This window comes from Streptomyces bambusae, assembly GCF_020532645.1.
GTDB lineage: Bacteria > Actinomycetota > Actinomycetes > Streptomycetales > Streptomycetaceae > Streptomyces > Streptomyces bambusae.
Genome location: NZ_JAJAUZ010000053.1, coordinates 21,149 through 36,159, shown reverse-complemented (window position 1 = coordinate 36,159; position 15,011 = coordinate 21,149). Strand labels below are relative to the sequence as shown.

At 72.6% G+C, this 15,011-nt stretch carries 12 protein-coding genes; 6 read left to right on the top strand and 6 right to left on the bottom strand.

Annotated features, from left to right (window positions below):
* Positions 1 to 38: 38 nt before the first annotated feature.
* From LG634_RS28705 to LG634_RS28690, 4 genes are all read right to left on the bottom strand, one after another.
* The gene (locus LG634_RS28705; RefSeq protein ID WP_226737865.1) at positions 39 to 1,499 is read right to left on the bottom strand and encodes an NCS2 family permease; all 1,461 of its coding nucleotides are present in this window, start codon (positions 1,497 to 1,499) and stop codon (positions 39 to 41) included.
* A gap of 283 nt (positions 1,500 to 1,782) precedes the next feature.
* Complete coding sequence (pucD, locus tag LG634_RS28700) at positions 1,783 to 4,182, bottom strand: xanthine dehydrogenase subunit D (protein ID WP_226737863.1); 2,400 nt, start codon at positions 4,180 to 4,182, stop codon at positions 1,783 to 1,785.
* Between the two features lie 2 nt (positions 4,183 to 4,184).
* Positions 4,185 to 4,784 (bottom strand): (2Fe-2S)-binding protein, encoded by a 600-nt coding sequence (locus tag LG634_RS28695; RefSeq protein WP_226737861.1) that lies wholly within the window; start codon positions 4,782 to 4,784, stop codon positions 4,185 to 4,187.
* 2 nt (positions 4,785 to 4,786) lie between these two features.
* A complete protein-coding gene (locus LG634_RS28690; RefSeq protein WP_226737860.1) occupies positions 4,787 to 5,680 on the bottom strand; it encodes an FAD binding domain-containing protein in 894 nt (297 codons plus the stop codon).
* 252 nt (positions 5,681 to 5,932) lie between these two features.
* On the opposite strand from LG634_RS28690, the gene LG634_RS28685 reads away from it, so the two are divergent.
* The 4 genes from LG634_RS28685 (at position 5,933) to LG634_RS28670 (ending at position 11,121) form a co-directional block, all read left to right on the top strand.
* Positions 5,933 to 7,600: a PucR family transcriptional regulator gene (locus tag LG634_RS28685; RefSeq protein ID WP_226737858.1), complete on the top strand. Its 1,668-nt coding sequence runs from the start codon at positions 5,933 to 5,935 to the stop codon at positions 7,598 to 7,600.
* A 157-nt stretch (positions 7,601 to 7,757) separates the two neighbouring features.
* Positions 7,758 to 8,516 (top strand): hypothetical protein, encoded by a 759-nt coding sequence (locus LG634_RS28680; RefSeq protein WP_226737856.1) that lies wholly within the window; start codon positions 7,758 to 7,760, stop codon positions 8,514 to 8,516.
* 224 nt (positions 8,517 to 8,740) lie between these two features.
* The gene (locus tag LG634_RS28675; protein WP_226737854.1) at positions 8,741 to 10,084 is read left to right on the top strand and encodes a cytochrome P450; all 1,344 of its coding nucleotides are present in this window, start codon (positions 8,741 to 8,743) and stop codon (positions 10,082 to 10,084) included.
* 20 nt (positions 10,085 to 10,104) lie between these two features.
* Positions 10,105 to 11,121: a terpene synthase family protein gene (locus LG634_RS28670; RefSeq protein ID WP_226737853.1), complete on the top strand. Its 1,017-nt coding sequence runs from the start codon at positions 10,105 to 10,107 to the stop codon at positions 11,119 to 11,121.
* A gap of 134 nt (positions 11,122 to 11,255) precedes the next feature.
* Here the strand turns inward: LG634_RS28670 and LG634_RS28665 are convergent, their stop codons facing one another.
* Complete coding sequence (locus LG634_RS28665) at positions 11,256 to 11,909, bottom strand: GntR family transcriptional regulator (RefSeq protein WP_226737851.1); 654 nt, start codon at positions 11,907 to 11,909, stop codon at positions 11,256 to 11,258.
* A 95-nt stretch (positions 11,910 to 12,004) separates the two neighbouring features.
* Between LG634_RS28665 and LG634_RS28660 the strand changes: the two genes are divergently transcribed.
* Both LG634_RS28660 and LG634_RS28655 read left to right on the top strand, forming a co-directional pair.
* Positions 12,005 to 12,868: a (2Fe-2S)-binding protein gene (locus LG634_RS28660; RefSeq protein ID WP_226737849.1), complete on the top strand. Its 864-nt coding sequence runs from the start codon at positions 12,005 to 12,007 to the stop codon at positions 12,866 to 12,868.
* Between the two features lie 205 nt (positions 12,869 to 13,073).
* Positions 13,074 to 14,150, top strand: a complete 1,077-nt coding sequence (locus tag LG634_RS28655; RefSeq protein WP_226737847.1) for a DUF2637 domain-containing protein — start codon at positions 13,074 to 13,076, stop codon at positions 14,148 to 14,150.
* 94 nt (positions 14,151 to 14,244) lie between these two features.
* On the opposite strand, the gene LG634_RS28650 is transcribed toward LG634_RS28655, so the two are convergent.
* Complete coding sequence (locus tag LG634_RS28650) at positions 14,245 to 14,703, bottom strand: ATP-binding protein (protein ID WP_372482510.1); 459 nt, start codon at positions 14,701 to 14,703, stop codon at positions 14,245 to 14,247.
* Between the last annotated feature and the right edge of the window lie 308 nt (positions 14,704 to 15,011).

Below are 15,011 nucleotides of genomic sequence, written 5' to 3'. Positions count from 1 at the left end.
CGTCCGGGCCCTGTCGGGGGCCCGGACGGCGTCTCGGCTCAGTTGATGCCGAGCCAGCCCTCGATCGGGTGCAGTGCGTAGAACACCACGAAGATCGCGGTCAGGCCCCACATGAAGCCGCCGATCTCGCGGGCCTTGCCCTGGGCGAGCTTGATGGCGACGTACGAGATCACACCCGCGGCCACGCCGGCGGTGATCTGGTAGGTGAACGGCATGATCACGACGGTCAGGAAGACCGGGATCGCGACCGAGCTGTCCGCCCAGTCCACGTGGCGGGCGTTCTGCATCATCATCGCGCCGATGACGACCAGGGCCGCGGAGGCGACCTCACCCGGGACGATCTGCGTGATCGGGGTGAAGAAGATGCAGGCGGCGAAGAACAGGCCGGTGACCACGGAGGCCAGGCCGGTACGGGCGCCCTCGCCGACTCCGGTGGCGGACTCGACGAACACGGTCTGGCCGGAGCCGCCCGCGACGCCGCCGATGGCGCCGCCGGCGCCGTCGATGAACAGGGCCTTCGACAGGCCGGGCATGCGGCCCTTGTCGTCGGCCAGCTTGGCCTCGGTGCCGACGCCGATGATGGTGGCCATCGCGTCGAAGAAGCCGGCCAGCACCAGGGTGAAGACGATCATGCCGACCGTCATGGCGCCGACCTCGCCCCAGCCGCCGAACTCGACCTTCCCGAAGAGCGAGAAGTCGGGCATGGAGACCGCGGAGCCGGACAGCTCCGGCGGGCCGCTGCGCCAGGCCTTCGGGTCGATCCCGGCCACCGCGTTGAGGATCATCGCGAGGACGGTGCCGCCGACGATGCCGATCAGGATCGCGCCGGGGACCTTGCGGGCCTGCAGCATGAAGATGGCCAGCAGGGTGATGCAGAAGATCAGCACGGGCCAGCCCGCGAGCTCGCCGGCCGGACCGAGGGTGACGGGGCCGCCACCCTGCGAGGCGTGCACGAACCCGGCCTTCACCAGGCCGATCAGGGCGACGAACATGCCGATGCCCATGGTGATCGCGTGCTTGAGCGCGAGCGGGATCGCGTTCATGATCATCTCGCGGAGGCCGGTGACGACCAGGAGACAGATCACGACGCCGTACATCACGCACATGCCCATGGCCTGCGGCCAGGTCATCTCGGGGGCGACCTGCGAGGCCAGCACGCCGGACACCGAGAGGCCGGCGGCCAGGGCCAGCGGCACCTTGCCGACGAAGCCCATGAGGAGCGTGGTCACGGCCGCGGCGAACGCGGTGGCCGTGATGAGGGCCTTCTGGCTCAGGGTGTCGCCCGCGACGTCCTTGCCCGACAGGATCAGGGGGTTGAGCAGGAGGATGTAGGCCATCGCCATGAAGGTCGTGACACCGCCACGGACTTCGTTGCCGACGTTGGATCCTCTGTGGGTTATGTGAAAGTACCGGTCGAGCCAGGACCGTCCGGCGGGGGTGGGCGAGCCGGAGCCCGCGTCTTCCGCGGTGGTCTTGGGCTCCACTGACGACTGGGTCATGGTGCCTAACTCCCAAGGTTCAAAGGGGCACCCGCATTGGGGAAGGGGGAAAGCGCGGGATTTGGGATGAAACGTTGGCTGCACGACCCGGGGTGACGGCCCGAGACGAAGCGGGTACTGCTGTGGTGCACTGACTGCTCTACTGCTCTACCTGCGGGGTGCTGCGGGGGTTAAGCGGTGGTGCAGAGGAAGCGGACCGCGAGCGGTGCGGTACTTCGTGCTCCGGGCGGTGTGACCGCGAAGTGTGACGTTCCCCGTCACACCGCCCGGAGAGCCTTGGTCCCTAGAGGGTGCCGGTCAGGGCCTCGGGACGGATGGGCGTCTTGTTGAGCTCCAGGCCCGTCGCCGCCCGGATGGCCGCGAGCACGGCCGGGGTGGACGAGAGGGTCGGGGCCTCGCCGAGACCGCGCAGGCCGTACGGCGCGTTCGGGTCGGCGAGCTCCAGGTAGTCGACCGGGATGCTCGGCGTGTCGAGGATCGTCGGGATCAGGTAGTCCGTGAAGGAGGGGTTGCGCACCTTCGCGGTCTTCGGGTCCACGATGATCTCTTCCATCACCGCGACACCGAGACCCTGGGTGGTGCCGCCCTGGATCTGGCCGACGACGGAGAGCGGGTTGAGGGCCTTGCCGACGTCCTGCGCGCAGGCCAGCTCGACGACCTTGACGAGGCCGAGCTCGGTGTCCACCTCGACGACCGCGCGGTGCGCGGCGAAGGTGTACTGCACGTGGCCGTCGCCCTGGCCGGTGACCAGGTCGAAGGCGACGGTCGGCCGGTGCCGGAACTCCAGCTCCAGGTCGATCGCCTCGCCCTCCAGGATGTCGGCGATGTCCGCCAGCACCTCGCCGCCGTCGGTCACGACCTTGCCGCCCTCCAGGAGCAGCTCGGCGGTGGCCCACGCCGGGTGGTAGGAGCCGTTCTTGCGGCGGCCGATCTCCAGGAGCTTCTCGCGGACGGCCTCGCAGGTGTTCTTCACGGCGCCACCGGTCATGTACGTCTGCCGGGAGGCGGAGGTGGAGCCGGCGGAACCGACCTGCGTGTCGGCCGGGTGGATGGTCACGTTGGTGACACCCAGCTCGGTACGGGCGATCTGGGCGTGCACCGTGACACCGCCCTGGCCGACCTCCGCCATGGCCGTGTGGACCATGGCGACGGGCTCGCCGCCGATGGCCTCCAGGCGGACCCGGGCGGTGGAGTAGTCGTCGAAGCCCTCGGAGAAGCCGACGTTCTTGATGCCGACCGCGTAGCCGACGCCGCGGACGACGCCTTCGCCGTGGGTGGTGTTCGACAGGCCGCCGGGCAGGGCGCGGACGTCCGCGCTCTCGCCGGCCGTCTCCCACTGGCGCTCGGGCGGCAGCGGGCGGGCCTTGATGCGGCGCAGCAGCTCGGCCACCGGGGCGGGCGAGTCGACGACCTGGCCGGTGGGCATGAGCGTGCCCATCTCCATGGCGTTCAGCTGGCGGAACTCGACCGGGTCGATGCCCAGCTTGGCGGCGAGCTTGTCCATCTGGGCCTCGTACGCGAAGCAGGCCTGGACGGCGCCGAAGCCGCGCATCGCGCCGCAGGGCGGGTTGTTCGTGTAGAGGGCCACGGCCTCGATGTCGACGTCGTCGATGACGTACGGGCCGACGGAGAGGGAGGAGGCGTTGCCGACGACCGCCGGTGAGGCCGACGCGTAGGCGCCCCCGTCCAGGACGATCTTGCACTTCATGTGCGTGAGCTTGCCGTCCTTGGTGGCGCCGTGCTCGTAGTAGAGCTTCGCCGGGTGGCGGTGCACGTGACCGAAGAAGGACTCGAACCGGTTGTAGACGATCTTGACCGGCTTGTTGGTCGCGAGGGCCAGCAGGCAGGCGTGGATCTGCATCGAGATGTCCTCGCGGCCGCCGAAGGCACCGCCGACGCCGGAGAGCGTCATGCGGACCTTCTCCTCGGGCAGGCCGAGGACCGGGGCGATCTGCTTGAGGTCCGAGTGCAGCCACTGGGTGGCCACGTAGAGGTCGACGCCGCCGTCCTCGCACGGCACGGCGAGGCCGGACTCCGGACCGAGGAACGCCTGGTCCTGCATGCCGAAGGTGTACTCTCCCTCGACGATCACGTCGGCCCGCTTGCGGGCCTCCTCCACGTTGCCGCGGATGATCGGCTGGCGGTGCACGATGTTCGGGTGCGGGACGTGACCGGAGTGGTGGTCGTCGCGGCCCTCGTGGATCAGCGGCGCGTCGGGGGCGAGGGCGGAGGCCTCGTCCGTGACGACCGGCAGCTCGCGGTAGTCGATCTTGATCTTGGCGGCCGCGCGGCGGGCGGTCTCCGGGTGGTCGGCGGCCACGAGGGCGACCGGCTCACCGTGGTGGCGTACCCGGCCGTTGGCGAGCACCGGGGTGTCCTGGATCTCCAGGCCGTAGTTCTTCATCTCGGCCGGCAGGTCGTCGTACGTCAGGACCGAGTAGACGCCCGGCATGGCCAGCGCCTCGGAGATGTCGATGGAGACGATCTCGGCGTGGGCGACGGTGCTGCGCAGGGTCTGGCCCCACAGCATGTCCTCGTGCCACATGTCCGAGGAGTACGCGAACTCGCCGGTGACCTTGAGGGTGCCGTCCGGGCGGAGCGTGGACTCGCCGATGCCGCCCTGGTTGTGCTTCTGGGAGACGTTCGTCGGCGTACCGGAAGGGGTGGTACGGGTGTTGGCCATGATCAGACCGCCTCTCCCTGACGGGCGGCCGCCAGGCGGACCGCGTCGAGGATCTTCTCGTAGCCCGTGCAGCGGCAGAGGTTGCCGGACAGGGCCTCGCGGATGTCCTGGTCGGACGGCGACGCGTTGCTCTCCAGCAGGGCGTCGGCCTGGACCAGCAGACCCGGGGTGCAGAAACCGCACTGGACGGCGCCGGCGTCGATGAACGCCTGCTGGATCGGGGAGAGTTCGACGCCCTCGCCGGTCTGGGAGTCGGTGCCCTTGGCCGTCCACTGCTTGGCCTCGTCGGTGGAGACGCCCTGGGCGCCGCCGCACGCTCCGGTGCCGCACGCGTGGCCGTGCTCCTCGCGCTGCTTGGCGAAGTCCGCCAGGCCCTCGACGGTCACGACGTCGCGGCCCTCGACCTGGCCGGCCGCGACCAGGCAGGAGCAGACCGGCACGCCGTCGAGGCGGACCGTACAGGAGCCGCACTCGCCCTGCTCACAGGCGTTCTTGGAGCCGGGCAGGCCCAGGCGCTCGCGCAGCACGTAGAGAAGGGACTCGCCCTCCCACACGTCGTCCGCTTCCTGCGGGCGGCCGTTGACAGTGAAATTGACGCGCATGGTTACGCAGCTCCTTCCAGCGTGCGGCCGTTGCCGGCGCGGTACTGCTCCCACGTCCAGACGAGCTGGCGGCGAGCCATGATGCCGACGGCGTGACGGCGGTACTTCGCCGTGCCGCGGACGTCGTCGATCGGGTTGCAGGCGCCGGAGGCGAGCTCACCGAACTGCTTGGCGATCGACGGCGTGACGACCTTGCCGTTGTCCCAGAAACCGCCCTCTTCGAGTGCGGCGTTCAGGAACTCCTCGGCGGCCTTCGCCCGGATCGGGGTCGGCGCGGCGGAGCCGATGCCGGTGCGGACCGTACGGGTCTCCGGGTGCAGGGCCAGGCCGAAGGCGCACACCGCGATGACCATCGCGTTGCGGGTGCCGACCTTGGAGTACTGCTGCGGGCCGTCCGCGTTCTTCACGTGCACGGTCTTGATGAGCTCGTCCGGGGCCAGCGCGTTGCGCTTGACGCCGGTGTAGAACTCGTCGATCGGGATGAGGCGGGAGCCGCGCACCGACTCGACCTCGACCTCGGCGCCCGCGGCCAGCAGGGCCGGGTGCGAGTCGCCGGCCGGGGAGGCGCAGCCCAGGTTGCCGCCGACACCGCCGCGGTTGCGGATCTGCGGGGACGCGACCGTGTGCGAGGCGAGCGCGAGCCCCGGCACCGTGGCGCGGAGGTTCTCGATGATCTGGGTGTATGGGACGGAGGCACCGATCCGGGTGACCTCCTCGCCTACCTCCCACTCCCGCAGCAGCTCGATGCGGTTGAGGTCAAGGAGGTACTCCGGACGGCGGTGGTCGAAGTTGATCTCGACCATGATGTCGGTGCCACCCGCAATCGGCACAGCTGTGGGGTGCTCTGCCTTAGCGGCGAGCGCCTCCTCCCAGCTGGCGGGGCGAAGGAAGTCCATGTCGGCTCTCTTCTTCTTAATCGGGTCGTTCACTTCAAGCCAGGAGGCCCAAAGGCCCTCGACTGGTCGTTCACGTGCTGTTAACGCGGTGTGGAGTCAGTACACAAGCCGCGCGTCCCTCGGGTGCAGTCACCGAAACCATGAAGGAGTTGGCTGGGCACCTCCCCTGTCTTGTAGATTCGTATGAAAGGCGAGGCCGAGCAGCCTCTCCGATTTTCAACGGCAACATCGAGACAGATCGGCGGCGACCCCATGAGGCTGCGCGCACTACTGGAAACCGAGGCACTGGGCCTGCGGCTCCTGGGCGGCGAGGAGGAGCTCGACCGCACGGTTCGCGGGGTCATGACGACCGACCTCCGTGACCCGAGCCGGTACCTCTCGGGCGGCGAATTGGTGCTGACGGGGCTCGCCTGGCGAAAGAATTCGGCCGACTCCGAGCCGTTCGTACGAATCCTCGCGAGTGCGGGGGTCGCGGGTCTGGCGGCCGGCGAGGCGGAGCTGGGGGACATTCCCGACGACCTCGTTTCGGCCTGCCGCCGCAACCGCCTGCCGCTGTTCGCAGTGAACGAGGACGTTGCATTCGCCACGATCACCGAGTACGTGGTCCGGCAGGTGTCCGGGGAGCGCGCGGGCGACCTCGCGGCCGTCGTGGACCGGCACCGGCGGCTCATGACCTCGGGTCCCGCCGGCGGCGGTCCGGATGTGGTGCTCGATCTCCTCACCACCGACCTCGATCTGCGCGCGTGGGTGCTGTCCCCCACGGGCAGGCAGATCGCCGGGGCCGGAGAGCCCCTGACGCCGGGCGTGTGCGCGGCGCTCGCCAGTGAGCACCTGGCAGCGGTCCGGACCGGCCGCAGGGGGCCGCACCGGATCTCCATCCAGGGTATTACGTACTCGCTCTTCCCGATCAAGGGACAGGCGCGGGGAGCGGCCCCCGCGGTGCGCGACGTCCGGGAGAGCGTGCTGTCGGACTGGCTGCTGGCCGTGGAGGCGGACGCCGGCGACTGGCCGGCCGAGCGACTGGACCTGCTGCAGGGCGTGACCCAGCTGATCGCGGTGGAGCGGGACCGCCGGGACGCGGCCCGCACGGTGCGCCGCCGGCTGGCCCAGGAGGTGCTGGAGCTGGTCCAGACGGGTGCCCCCCCGGCCGAGATCGCGGCCCGCCTGCGGGTGGCGGCCCCGGTGCTGCTGCCGGGGCTGGGCACGGCCCCGCACTGGCAGGTCGTGGTGGCGCGGGTCGACTGGGACGGCGGGGACATCCCCGGCGGCCCGGTGGCCCAGTCGCTGCTGGAGGAGATCCTGGTCGACCCGGGCGTCTCGGGTCCCGAGCCCTCGGACCGGATCGCCGTGGCGCACTCCGGGGACGAGGCGATCGCGCTGGTGCCGCTGCCCGCGCTGGCCGGCGAGGGCGAGGCGGAGACCGCCGCGCTGCACGCGGACGCGCTGCTGGCGACCGTACGCGAGCCGCTGGCGGCCGGGCTGGCCGACGACGGGCGGCTGACGCTGGGCGTCAGTGCGGCCGTGCACTCCGCGGAGGGGCTGCGCGGTGCGCTGGAGGAGGCCCGGCACGCCCGCCGGGTGGCGGCGGCCCGCCCCGGCCGGGTGTGTGCGGCCGGGCACCACGAGCTGGCCTCGCACGTGCTGCTGCTGCCGTTCGTGCCGGACGACGTGCGCCGGGCGTTCACCGCGCGGCTGCTGGACCCGCTGCGGGACTACGACCGGCGCCACCGCGCCGAGCTGATCCCGACGCTGGAGGCGTTCCTCGACTGCGACGGCTCGTGGACCCGCTGCGCGACCCGTCTGCACCTGCACGTCAACACCCTGCGCTACCGCGTCGGGCGAATCGAGCAGTTGACGGCGCGGGACCTCTCGCGGCTGGAGGACAAGCTCGATTTCTTCCTCGCCCTGCGTATGAGCTGACGGGGAACCGGTACCGCCTGACGGATGATCACATGGTCTGATTCAGACTTTGTGAAAGGGTTCACCAGACCCCTTGGCGCGTCACGCCGGTGTGTGCTGGGATTCGCCCCAGGGCTCAACGGCGCGCTTTGGGGAGGGCAATGTGGCGGACACCGCCATGTCGAAAACCGGAACGGCCGGGGGCGACGACCCCCTGCAGCGGGCGATATGGCGGCTGCGGTCCCGCGGCTGCTGGACGGATGCCGCGGCCCTCCTGGAGCCGCACGCGGCCGCCCCGGGACCCGCCCTCCAGCGGGCGTCCCTGCTGATCGAGCGGTGCCTCTACACGGAGGCGGGCTGGACCGAGGCCGAGGAGGCCCTGCGGGCCGCCGAGGCCACCGCGGGTACGGACGACGAGCGCGGCCAGGCGGCCTGCGAACGCGGCTACCTGGCGTACGCGGCGACCCTCCTGGGCGTGCGCGACCGCGGCGACGAGGCCCGGTCCGCGCTCGGCCGGGCGGCCACCCTGATCCCGCTGGCCTCGCCGCGCCGGGCGCTGCTCGACTTCCGGCGCGGACTGGTCGCGGAGAACATCGCGGGCTCCCCGCAGGCGGCCCGGGCCGCCTACCACCGCTCGCACACCGCGGCCGCGGCCCAGGGCGACGCCCTGCTCCTCTCCTTCACCTGGCGCCACCTGGCCGGGCTGGCGCTGCGCAACGGCGAACTCGGCGAGGCCCGCAAGGGGTTCACCCAGTCGCTGCGGCTGCGCGAGGAGCTGGGCTACCTGATCGGGACCGCACCGGCGCTGGCCGCGCTCGCGGAGGCGGAGGAGGAGCCGGAGGCGGGCCGGCTGCGGGCCGAGGCCCGCCGGCTGGTGCACCTGCTGGGCGGCGTGCCGACCTGGCTGGCCGCGAGCCTGTCGCCGTCCACGGCCTGACCGGGGACGGTCCGGGACCGGCGCGCGACGCCTGCCGCGCGCCGGTCCGGCCTCGTGCGGACCCGGACGTTCCGGCATCGGGGCCGGTCCGGCCCGGTGCCGGACGGGCAGGGAGCGCCCCCGGGGGCCCGGGGGCGCTCGGGTGCACCGTGCTCCTCCGCGGGCGCCCATGCGCCGCAAGATCAGTGTTTGTGGCTGCGGGACTGTTGGGCACCCTGCCAGGCATGTCAGTGAAGACGCAGTTCACGGCGGGAAGCGCCCCCGGAGCGCTCCCCCTGGTCGGACACGGACGGCAATTGCTGCACCGTCCCCTGCAGTTCCTCGCGGAACTCCCCCGGTACGGCGACCTGGTCGAGATCAAGCTGGGCCCGCAGACCGCGTACGTCCCCTGCCACCAGGACCTGCTCCACCAGGTGCTGGCCGACGACCGCACGTTCGACAAGGGCGGCCTGCTCTACGAGAAGGCCCGGGACTTCCTCGGCAACGGCCTCGGCAGCTGTCCGCATTCGGAGCACCGGGCCCAACGCCGCCTGCTCCAGCCGGCGTTCCGCCCGGACCGGCTGGCGCAGTACGGCGCAGCCATGGAGAAGCGGCTCGGCCCGCTGCAGGAGTCCTGGTACGACGGGTGCGTCATCGACGCCTTCAGCACCTGGTACCGGTTCACCCTGGGCACGGCCGTGCGCGCCCTGTTCTCCACGGAGATAGCCGCCGGGACGGCCCACCGGATCGAGCAGTCGTTCAACGTCATGCTCGGCAACATCTTCGCCCGGATGCTGGTGCCCGGCCCCCTCCAGAAGCTGCCCACGCCGAGCCGGCGCCGCTACGCCGAGGCCATCGCCGACCTGCACGGGGCCATCGACGAACTGATCGCCGACTACCGAGAGACCGGCGAGGACCACGGCGACGTGCTCTCCGTCGTGCTCGCCTCCGGCGGCCGGATGGGCCGTGAGCCCACCCCCACCGAGCTGCACGACCAGATGGTGACCCTGCTGGCCGCCAGCTCCGAGACCTCGGCCGCCACCCTCACCTGGGCCTGCCTCCTGCTCGCCCAGGACACCGAGGCGCAGGACCGGCTGCGGGCCGAGGTGGACGAGGTCCTGGACGGCGGATCACCGCGCTGGGAGCACGTGCCGCGGCTGGAGTTCACCAAGCGGGTGCTGACCGAAACGATGCGCCTGTACCCGGCGGGCTGGCTCCTGACCCGGATGACGGCCCCCGCGGGCGCCGAACTCGCCGGCCGCCGGATCCCCGCCGGCAGCACCGTCGTCTTCAGCCCGTACGTGGTCCAGCGGCGGGCCGACCTGTACACGGAGCCGGACGCCTTCGACCCGGACCGGTGGCTTCCGGAGCGGGCCGCGGGGCTGCCGCGCGGCGCGTTCTCCGCCTTCGGCGGCGGGGCCCGCAAGTGCATCGGCGACACCTTCGCACTCGGCGAGACGGCCCTGGCCCTGGCGAGCACGGTGAGCCGCTGGCGGCTGGAAGTGGCTCCCGGGGCGGACCTGCGCCCTGCCCGGCTGGCGACCATCCTGCGGCCACGCCGGCTCGGCATCCGGCTGCGTGCGCGGTGAGCACGATACGCAGGGACCCGGTGGACACCCGGGGACACCTCCACGAACTGGACCTGCCCTTCCCGGAGCGGGTGAGTCCGGACGCGGACCGGGCCCGGCGGCGCAGCCTGGGCTGGATGCGCGACCGCGCGCTGCTGTCGGAGCGGGACCTGGCGGCGTACGACGTGCTGCGGCTGGACCAGCTCGCGGCGCGCGCGTACCCGTTCGCGACCGGCGCCTCGCTGGACCTGATGACGGACTGGATGGGCTGGTACTTCGTCTTCGACGACCAGTTCGACAGTCCGCTGGGGCGGGATCCCGCGCGGGTCGCGGAGATCGCCGCCGCCACGGTCGAGGTCATGGACGGCGGGCCGCGCAGCGGGCCGCCCGACCCCCTCAAGGACGCCTTCCGCGAGCTGTGGGAGCGGTCGGTGGTCGGCATGTCACCCGGGTGGCGGCAACGGCACCGGGCCAGCTGGACCCGCTTCATCGGCGGGTACGCGGGCGAGGCGGCGGACCGGGACGCGCCCGGCCCGCCGGCCCCGGCCCGGTACATGGCGGTGCGCCGGGCGACGATCGGCACCGACTCCTGCTTCGACCTGGTCGAGCGGCTGACCGGGCTGGAGGTGCCCGCGGAGGTGCGGCGCTCGGCCCGGCTCACCCGGATGGCCGATCTGAGCAGCGAGGTGGTGGCGCTCACGAACGACCTGGCCTCCCTCGGCAAGGAGCTGGCCTCGGGCGAGTTCCACAACATCGTGCCGGTGCTGCAGTCCGCGACCGGCTGTACGGCGGAGGAGGCCGCCGCGGAGGCGGTCCGGATGGTTGCCGTCCGGGTCGCCGAGTTCCGGACGCTCGCCGCCGGCATTCCCGAGCTGTGCCACGAGTACCGGCTGACCGACGAGGACGAGGAGGCGGTGCGCACCCTGGTGCGCTGCATGGAGGACTGGATGCGGGCCACCCGCGACTGGTCGCTGCTGACCGGGCGGTACTCCGAAGCCGGGGTCCGGGAGGCGGAGCGGCCGCGCCCGTGGGCCCGGATCTACCGGGCGCTGTGGTGAGGCGCGGGTGAGGCCGCGGTTAGCACGGCGCGTCGGCGGCCGCCGGCCTGCCGGTCCCCGTCCCGTCGACGGTACGGGGGCCGACCGGCCGGACGGCCGTTCGGCATGCCCGGGGCGGCGCCCGGCGGCCCGGGTCAGCGCGGCGCGCCCGTGAAGTGCTCCCGTACGAGTGATTCCACGACCTGGAGGTCCTGGGCGATCAGCGCCTCCAGCAGGGCGGAGTGCTCCGCCGCGTCCGCGACCAGGTCGGCCCGGCGGATCCGCGGGGCGCCGGGGGCGGGCCACTGGGCGCGCCGGTGCAGGTCGTCCGCGACGTGGACGAGCTGCTCGTTGCCCGCCAGGGAGAGCACCGCGCGGTGGAACGCGCGGTCGGACTCCGCGTAGCCGGGCACGTCCCCGGCCGCGGCGGCGGCCGCGGTGGCCGCGGCGGCGGGCCGCAGGGCGGTCCAGGCCGAGACCGGGGCGGTACGCGCCAGCCGGAGCATGACGGGGACCTCCAGCAGGGCCCGGACCTCGACCAGCTCGGCGAGCTCGCGGGCGGTCCGTACGATCACCCGGAAGCCGCGGTTCGGCAGGCATTCCACGGCGCCCTCGAGGGCCAGCTGCTGCATGGCCTCGCGCACGGGTGTCGCCGAGACCCCGAACCGCTCCCCCAGCGCCGGCCCCGAGTAGATCTCGCCGGGCACCAGGTCGCCGTCCACCAGCGCCGCGCGCAGGGCTTCGAGGACCTGACCGCGTACGGAGTGGCGGACCACCTTCTGGGCCGGGACGGATGCTTCGCTGTGCACGTTCCGAGGATATGGGACGGCGTTGATAGGACCGGCCAGGATTCGGGTAAGGTAAGGCTAACCTGTTAACGATCGTGCGATTCGGTGGTCCTGCCATGACCGTCCCCGCTCTGCTCCCCGTCACCTCCGCCCCGGCCGGCTCTCCGGCGGCGGACGCGTACGCACGCATGGCCGGGGTCTATTCGGGCCTGCGGGTCGTGGAACTCCCGGCGGACGCCTCCCTCCCGTGCGGTGCGGGCTGGGTCGGCGCGGCCGAGCTGGCGGCCGGGGGCCCGGCCCTCGACGCCTTCCTGGCCTGGGACAACGCCCAGGTGCTGGCGGACTACGGGCGGCAGGCCCGGCCGGACGTGGTGGCGGGCTTCGGCCTGCACCGGTACGCCTGGCCGGCTTGCCTGCTGGTGACGGTGCCCTGGTTCCTGGACCGGCGGGTGCCGGACCTGCCGGTGGACGCGGTCGCCTTCCACCGGGTGCGCGGCCGGATGGCCGTGCGCGCCGGGACCTTCGCGTGCCTGCCCTCCGACCCGCTGGCGGACAGCCCGCGGGCACGGGTGGTCGCCGACGAGGAGGCGCTGCGGGGCGAGGTGCGGGCAGCGGTGTCCCGGCACCTCGAACCGGTGCTGGAAGGATTCGGCCCGCGGATGCGGCGGGGCCGGCGGGCGCTGTGGGGCATGGTGACCGACGAGGTCGCCGAGAGCCTCTGGTACGTGGCGCACCTGCTCGGCGAGGAGCAGCGGGCCATGGCGGAGCTGGAGCTGCTGCTGCCCGGCTCGACCGCCCCGTACACGGGCGGCGCGGCGTTCCGGAAGCTGACCGGGCCGCAGGGCGAGGAGCTGGCGACCCGGGACCGGGCCAGCTGCTGCTTCTTCTACACAGTCCGCCCCGAGGACACCTGCACCACCTGCCCGCGCACGTGCGACGCGGACCGGATCGCACGGCTGTCCGCGGCCGCCACCCCGTAGTCCTCCGGGGTCTCACGCCACCCGCCCGGGCGACCCCGATTCGAACGCAACTCCGAGCATTCGAGAAGCAGTTCGGAACAGATCACCCTATCCGGAGGGCCCCGCCCCCCGAAGGCGTCCTCTTGCCCCGAATCCCGCATGCGGCCCTGATCCGATCCGCCACTATGGCGCCCGGAAAGCCGCAGTCGCGAGGCAAGGACACCGGATGAGACTGACCGACATATCGCTGGACTGGCTGCTTCCCGGCAGCCTGTTGATCCTGGGCGTACTTGCGGCAGTGGCGGTGCTGGCCCGCGGCAAGCGCGAGGGGGAGAAGGCGGCGGCGGAGGACAGCTGGGAGCGCAGCGAGGAGCGCCGGCGCCGCAAGGAGGCGATCTACGGGACCGCCTCGTACGTGCTGCTGTTCTGCTGCGCCGCGGTCGCGGCGGCGCTCTCGTTCCACGGACTCGTCGGCTTCGGCCGGCAGAACCTCAACCTCTCCGGCGGCTGGGAGTACCTGGTCCCCTTCGGCCTCGACGGCGCCGCCATGTTCTGTTCGGTGCTCGCAGTCCGCGAGGCCAGCCACGGCGACGCGGCCCTCGGCTCCCGCCTGCTGGTGTGGATGTTCGCCGGGGCGGCGGCCTGGTTCAACTGGGTGCACGCGCCCCGCGGCATCGGCCACGACGGGGCCCCGCAGTTCTTCGCCGGGATGTCCCTCTCCGCGGCTGTGCTCTTCGACCGGGCGCTCAAGCAGACCCGCCGGGCCGCACTGCGCGAGCAGGGCCTGATCCCGCGGCCGCTGCCGCAGATCCGCATGGTCCGCTGGCTGCGCGCCCCCCGCGAGACGTTCGGTGCCTGGTCGCTGATGCTGCTGGAGGGCGTACGGACACTCGACGAGGCGGTCGAGGAAGTGCGCGAGGACAAGCGGGAGAAGGAGCAGGACCGGCACCGGCGCCGCGAGCAGCACCGGCTCGACCGGGCCCGGATCAGGGCGCTGGGGCGCCAGCACCGGGCGTTCGGGCGGCAGCGGGCCCGGCAGCTGGACATCCCGGAACTCACCTCGGGGTCGGGCTCCGCGCCGGTCGGCGCGGAGCCCGCCATAGCGGAGTCGGGACAACTGCCCCATCTCTCACCGCTGCCCGCCTCCGGGGCACCCGGCCGGCCCTCCCTGCAGGCCGTCGGCGGGAACGGCCAGGACGGGCCGCGGACGGTCGACCTCACCGCTGAGGACGACACGCAGACGATTCCGCGGCTCGACTCGCTGGAGCGCAAACTCAAGGATCTGGAGCAGCAGTTCGGCTGATCCTGCAGGCGTGCGGCCCAGAGGGGTCCGGACCGGGTGCTCGCCCGGGCCGGACCCCTGATGCGTCGCCGGCTGCTCCGGCGACGCCCGGACGTCAGCTCGTGCCGCTGCCGTTGTGGTGCTCGTGGTCCGACCCGGGCCCGAAGCCGTCCAGTTCGAACCAGACGACCTTGCCGGAGCCGAGTGCGCTGACGCCCCAGGCCTCGGCGAGCGACTCGACCAGGAGGAGTCCCCTGCCGTGCGTACCGTCGTCGGCGGACGGTACGTAGGGCCGGGGGTGCCGGGTCGTGAAGTCCCGGACCTCCACCCTGAGCCGGGAGCCGACGAGGCTCGCGGTGACCTCGGCACCCTGGTCGGTGTGGACCAGCGCGTTGGTGACGAGTTCCGTGGTCAGGAGCTCGGCCACCGAGGTGCACGGGGACCGGCCGCCGTGCCGCAGGAGTTCCCGTAACGCCCTGCGGACCTCGCCCACGGCCCGCAGGTCGGCCTTCCGCACCGAGCGGCTCAGCCGGCGGCCGGGCTGCTTCCCGCGACTCCCCGTCACCCCCTCCACTTCCGTGCCCTCACCCTCGGCCGGCTCCCGTGCCGCCGGTCGCGCTCTCCTTGGCTGGCTTCCGGCTTTCGCCCCCACCCGCACGGCGACTCACATCCCCTTGGTCGAACAGGTCTACGGGATGCATGCCCCGCTCGGGCGGGCCCACTCCTGCCGGTAACGACCGGGTCACGGCGCGCCGCCGGTGGCCGGCGGGCGGCCTATGGCCTGGGCACATTCCACGGGCCGGGCCGGAGGTCCGGAGCAGCGGCCGGGCAGCCGGCCCGGCACCGGCCGCCGGCGGGGCGCCGGGGGCCCTTCGAACGGCC

Excerpts from the sequence above, each read along its gene's own strand:
- LG634_RS28705 (WP_226737865.1), bottom strand. The coding sequence starts at position 1,499 with ATGACCCAGTCGTCAGTGGAGCCCAAGACCACCGCGGAAGACGCGGGC.
- pucD (WP_226737863.1), bottom strand. The coding sequence starts at position 4,182 with ATGGCCAACACCCGTACCACCCCTTCCGGTACGCCGACGAACGTCTCC.
- LG634_RS28695 (WP_226737861.1), bottom strand. The coding sequence starts at position 4,784 with ATGCGCGTCAATTTCACTGTCAACGGCCGCCCGCAGGAAGCGGACGAC.
- LG634_RS28690 (WP_226737860.1), bottom strand. The coding sequence starts at position 5,680 with ATGGACTTCCTTCGCCCCGCCAGCTGGGAGGAGGCGCTCGCCGCTAAG.
- LG634_RS28685 (WP_226737858.1), top strand. The coding sequence starts at position 5,933 with ATGAGGCTGCGCGCACTACTGGAAACCGAGGCACTGGGCCTGCGGCTC.
- LG634_RS28680 (WP_226737856.1), top strand. The coding sequence starts at position 7,758 with ATGTCGAAAACCGGAACGGCCGGGGGCGACGACCCCCTGCAGCGGGCG.
- LG634_RS28675 (WP_226737854.1), top strand. The coding sequence starts at position 8,741 with ATGTCAGTGAAGACGCAGTTCACGGCGGGAAGCGCCCCCGGAGCGCTC.
- LG634_RS28660 (WP_226737849.1), top strand. The coding sequence starts at position 12,005 with ATGACCGTCCCCGCTCTGCTCCCCGTCACCTCCGCCCCGGCCGGCTCT.
- LG634_RS28655 (WP_226737847.1), top strand. The coding sequence starts at position 13,074 with ATGAGACTGACCGACATATCGCTGGACTGGCTGCTTCCCGGCAGCCTG.